This is a genomic window from Streptomyces sp. NPDC004629 (assembly GCF_042873595.1).
GTDB lineage: Bacteria > Actinomycetota > Actinomycetes > Streptomycetales > Streptomycetaceae > Streptomyces.
Map to the genome: position 1 here is coordinate 1 of NZ_JBIALO010000074.1, position 5,330 is coordinate 5,330.

Sequence of the window (5,330 nt, forward strand, 5' to 3'; positions counted from 1 at the left end):
GGCCAGCAACTCCTCCCGACCGGCACCCACCACCACCAACCGATGACCGAACACCGCCCGCGAACTCACCAACGACCACCCCACATCCACCGCACTCACCAACGGACGCCCCTCCCAGTGCTCCAACAACCGGAACGCCTGAGCCCGCACCGCCTCACCCGACCTACCCGAGAGCACCAACGGCACCACAGCATCCGCGGCGAAGTCGCCGACACCGGAGGGCTCCGCGGGCGGGGCGCCCTGTCCGGACCCGGCGTCGGCGGGCGCTTCGAGGATGATGTGCGCGTTGGTCCCGCTCACACCGAACGCGGACACCCCGGCCCGTCGCGGGTGATCCGTGTCCGGCCACGGGACGGACTCGGTCAGCAGCCGCACCTCGCCCTGGGACCAGTCGACCTGCGTGGTCGGCTCCGCCACGTGCAGCGTCTTCGGCAGCACCCCGTGCCGCAACGCCATCACCATCTTGATCACGCTCGCCACGCCGGCCGCCGCCTGCGCGTGCCCGATGTTCGACTTCAACGACCCCAGCCACAACGGCCGGCCCTCGGGCCGGTCCTGACCATAGGTCGCCAGCACCGCCTGCGCCTCGATCGGATCACCCAGCCGCGTCCCGGTGCCATGCGCCTCCACCACATCCACATCCGAAGCGGACAGCCCCGCCGCAGCCAACGCCTGCCGGATCACCCGCTGCTGAGACGGACCGTTCGGCGCCGTCAAACCGTTCGACGCACCATCCTGATTCACCGCACTCGACCGGAAAACCGCCAGCACCTCATGACCGTGCCGACGAGCATCCGACAACCGCTCCAGCACCACCACACCGACACCCTCGGCCCACCCGGTCCCATCGGCATCATCCGAGAACGACCGGCACCGGCCGTCCGCAGCCAGACCACCCTGCATCGTGAACAAGGCGAACGCGTCGGGCGACGCCATCACGGACACACCGCCGGCGAGGGCGAGCGAGCACTCGCCCGACCGCAGCGCCTGCGCCGCCAGGTGCATCGACACCAACGACGACGAACACGCCGTATCCACACTCACCGCCGGACCTTCCAGCCCGAGCGTATAGGCCACCCGGCCCGAGATGACGCTGGTCGCGGCACCGGTGATCTGGTGGCCCTGCAGCTGTTCACCACCGCGGGCGACCAGCTCGCTGTAGCCCATGTGATACGCGCCGGTGAACACCCCGGTCTGGCTGCCCGCCAGTGAGTTCGGGTCGATGCCCGCGCGTTCCAAGGCCTCCCACGACACCTCCAGCAACAGCCGCTGCTGCGGGTCGGTGGCCAACGCCTCACGCGGGGAGATCCGGAAGAACGCCGCGTCGAAATCGCCGACGCCGGCCAGGAAGCCGCCCTCGCCCGTCGCCGAGGCGCCGAGCGCCGCGTCGAGGTCCCAGCCACGGTCGGCGGGGAACGGCGTGATGCCCTCGGCTCCGTCTGCGACCAATTGCCAGAGATCGTCCGGATCCGCCACCCCGCCGGGGAAGCGGCACGCCATCCCGACGAAGACGATCGGGTCGTCGGTGACGGAGGCCGGTGACGGCAGCGGAGCCGTGCCCGCCGGCCCGGTGTCGTCGAACGCGCCCGCCAGATGCCTCGCGACGTGGGTGACGGTCGGGTGGTCGAACACCAGGCTCGCGGGCAGGATCGCTCCGGTCCTGGCCTGCAGCAGATTGCGCAGCTCGACCGCGGTCAGCGAGTCGAAGCCCAGCTCGGTGAACGGCTGCGCGGTGTCGATCTGCGCGCTCGATGCGTGGCCGAGCACCGCTGCCGCGGCCTCGCGGACCAGCTCGACGAGGATCGCCAGCCCGTCCGCAGCAGACATCCCGGTGAGCTGCCGCGCCAAGCCGTCGCGACCGCCCTGCGTGTTGTCGGCGGAACGCCGCGCCGCGTTGCCGGTCAGCGACCGCCACAGCGGTGCGACGTCCCGCTGCGCGCGCAGCGCTCGGACGTCGAGCCGGGCCAGCCCCAGCACCGCGGCGCCCGAGTCCCACGCCCGATCAAACAGGTTCATGCCCTGCTCCACACCCAGCGGCGGCATCGCCGACCGGGCGATGCGGCGCAGATCCGTGTCGGACAGGGTCCCGACCAGGCCAACGTCGGTCGTCCAGGCGCCCCAGGCCATCGACTGCCCGGGCAGCCCCTCGGCACGGCGGCGCGCCATCAGGCTGTCGAGGAACACATTGCCCGCCGCGTAGTTGCCCTGCCCGCTGTTCCCCACCTGTCCGGCCAGCGACGAGAACACCACGAACCGGGACAGGTCGTACTCGCGGGTCAGCTCGTGCAGGTTCCAGACCGCGTCGACCTTCGGCGCCAGCACCCGATCGAGCTGCTCCTGCGACTGCGAGCCGATGACCCCGTCCTCCAGGATCCCCGCCGTGTGCACGACGGCGGTCAGCGGATGCTCCGGTCCGACGGCGCCCATCACCGCGGCCAGCGCCTGCCGGTCGGTCAGATCGCAGGCGGCGAACGTCACCCGGGCCCCTTGTCCCGCCAGATCGGCGGTCAGCTCTGCGGCGCCCGGCGCGTCGGAGCCGCGCCGGCTGACCAGCACCAGGTTCCGCACCCTGTGCTCGGCCACCAGATGCCGCGCCACCACGCCACCGAGACCACCGGCACCGGTGATCAGCACGGTGCCGTCGGGCGTCAAGGGCTGCGGGACCGTCAGCACCAGCTTGCCGACGTGCCTGGCCTGGCTCATGAACCGGAACGCCTCCGGTGCCCGGCGCACATCCCACGCCGCCACCGGCAGCGGCCGGATCCCGCCGGTTTCGAACAGCGCCGTCAGCTCCCGCAGCATCTCCTGGATCCGATCGGCGCCGGCCTCCATCAGGTCGAAGGCCCGGTAGCTCAACGACCGGGCAGGGAAGTCCTCCGGCGATCGGATGTCGGTCTTGCCCATCTCCAGGAACCGCCCGCCCGGCGCCAGCAGATCCACCGACGCGTCCACGAACTCCCCTGCGAGCGAGTTCAGGACCACGTCCACACCCCGATCCGCGGTGGCGGCCCGGAAACGCTCACGGAAGTCGAGATCCCGGGACGACGCCAGCCGTTCGGCCGGGACTCCCCACTCCCGCAGGACACCCCACTTGCCCTCACTCGCCGTGGCGTAGACCTCCGCGCCCCGGTGGCGTGCCAGCTGAATCGCCGCGAGCCCGACACCGCCGGCGCCGGCATGGACCACCACCGACTCACCGGGTTCCAGCCCGGCGAGATCCAGCAGCCCGTAGTAGGCGGTCAGGAACACGACAGGAACCGACGCCGCGGTGGCGAACGACCAGCCCTCGGGGATCCTCGCCAGCAGCCGATGGTCGGTCACCGCCACCGGACCGAACGCGCCGAACGCCAGGCCCATGACCCGGTCGCCGGGCGACAGGTGCGGCACACCGGGACCGACCTCCGCGACGACACCCGCGACCTCGCTGCCCAGCGGGCCCGCCGCGCGCGCGTCGCTGACCATGTCGAGCGCGTTGAGCACATCGCGGAAGTTGAGGCCCGCCGCGTGGACCTGAACGCGCACCTGCCCGTGTGCAAGCGGATCGGCCAGTTCGGGAGCCGGCACGAGCACCAAGTTCTCAAGCATGCCCTTGTCCGTGGAGTCCAACCGCCAGGGCACTTCTCGCGGTGCGGCCAGTTCGTCGACCGGCCGGGCCCGGACGAGCCGTGCGGTGTGGAACCGCCCGCCGCGCACCGCCCACTGCGGCTCGCCGGACGCCAGGATCGCGCCCAGCACACCGGCCTCGATCCCGATGCCGGTGTCGGTGTCGGTGTCGGTGTCGAGCAGCACGATCCGGTCCGGGTTCTCCGACTGCGCCGACCGCACGAGACCCCACACCGCGGCCGCGGCCAGGTCGGTCACCGGCTCGCCCGAGTGCACGGCCACCGCGCCCCGGGTCGACACCACCAGCGGGATCGACGCGAACCGCGCCTCACCAAGCCAGTACTGCAGCTGCCGCAGCACCCAGCCGGTGAGCTCGTGCGTGGACCGGACCACCGAGTGCGGCCCGCCGGCCACGGCCAGCACGACCGCTCCCGGCACCGGCCTGCCCTCGTCGAGCGCGGTACCGACCGCGCTCAGGTCAAGGTAGTCCGCGCCACGGGGGGCGACTGTGACCCAGTCACCCATCGGGCCGGCTGCGCCGGGCCCGGTCTCGCGCCACTGCGTCAGCAACACGGCCCCATCGCCGGAGCCGGCCGTCAAGCTGTCCGAGGCGAGCGCCCGCACGACCAGCGACCCGATCGACAGCACGGGAGCGCCGGCGCTGTCCGCGACCGCGATGGCGACCTGGTCCGGGCCGGTCCGGGTGAGCACGACCCGCAGCCGAGACGCACCCGAGGCGCGCAGCCGCACGTCGGTGAAGCTGAACGGCAGCCCGCCCTGCTCGGCCGCGTCGAGACCGGCGAAGACCGTGGTGTGCAGTGCCGCGTCCAGCAGCGCCGGATGGATGCCGAACGACTCCGCCGAAGCGCGGGCGGACTCCGGCAGTTCGACCTCGGCGAGGATCCGGTCCCCGCTCCGCCAGGCCTTGCGCAGTCCCTGGAACACCGGGCCGTAGCGGAGGAAACCGCCTTCGGCCAGCTGCTGGTAGAACTGCTCGGTCTCCAGCGGTGCCGCATCCGCAGCGGGCCAGGCCTGGGTAAGAGCTTCGAACGCGTCGCCGGCCCGGTCGTCGGCGGCGGACGCGCTCACGACACCGGTCGCGTGGCGAGTCCAGGTCTCCTCGCCGTCCACCCGCGCATACACCGTGACGCTGCGCTGTCCAGCCTCAAGCGCCCCGGCCACCACCTGCACCTGCGCGCCGCCTGAAGCGGGGAGCACGAGCGGCGCCTCAAGGACGAGTTCGTCGAGCCGGTCGCAGCCGACGCTGTCTCCCGCGCGGATCGCCAACTCCACGTACCCGGTGCCGGGGAAGACCACCGAATCGCGCACGGCATGGTCCGCCAGCCACGGATGCGTCCGCACCGACAGCCTGCTGGTGAAGACCACCTCGTCGTTCTGCGGCAATGACAGCATCGCCCCCAGCAACGGATGCTCCGCTGCCGTGAGCCCGGCGGCGCCGACGTCGGTCGCCCCGCCGGCGCTCTCCGGCCAGAAGTGCTGATGCTGGAAGGCATAGGTCGGGAGCTGGACGCGCCGCGCGCCGGAGTCCGGGAGCACGGTCGTCCAGTCCACGGCCACGCCATGGACATAGGCCTGGGCGAGTGCCAGCACCATGCGGTGCAGGGACCCTTCGCCACGGCGGAGCGTGCCCGCGACGGGCACCGCGTCCTCACGACCGTCCACAATGTCCTGCACCGCTGGCACCAGCACCGGATGCGGGCTCACCT

Annotated in this window: 1 protein-coding gene; it reads right to left on the bottom strand. The window is 72.1% G+C overall.

The window, feature by feature from the left end; translation table 11 throughout:
• Positions 1-5,217: SDR family NAD(P)-dependent oxidoreductase (locus tag ACFYTE_RS42080; RefSeq protein WP_388722570.1), on the bottom strand; the 5,217-nt coding region annotated here is incomplete at its 3' end.
• Positions 5,218-5,330 lie beyond the last annotated feature (113 nt).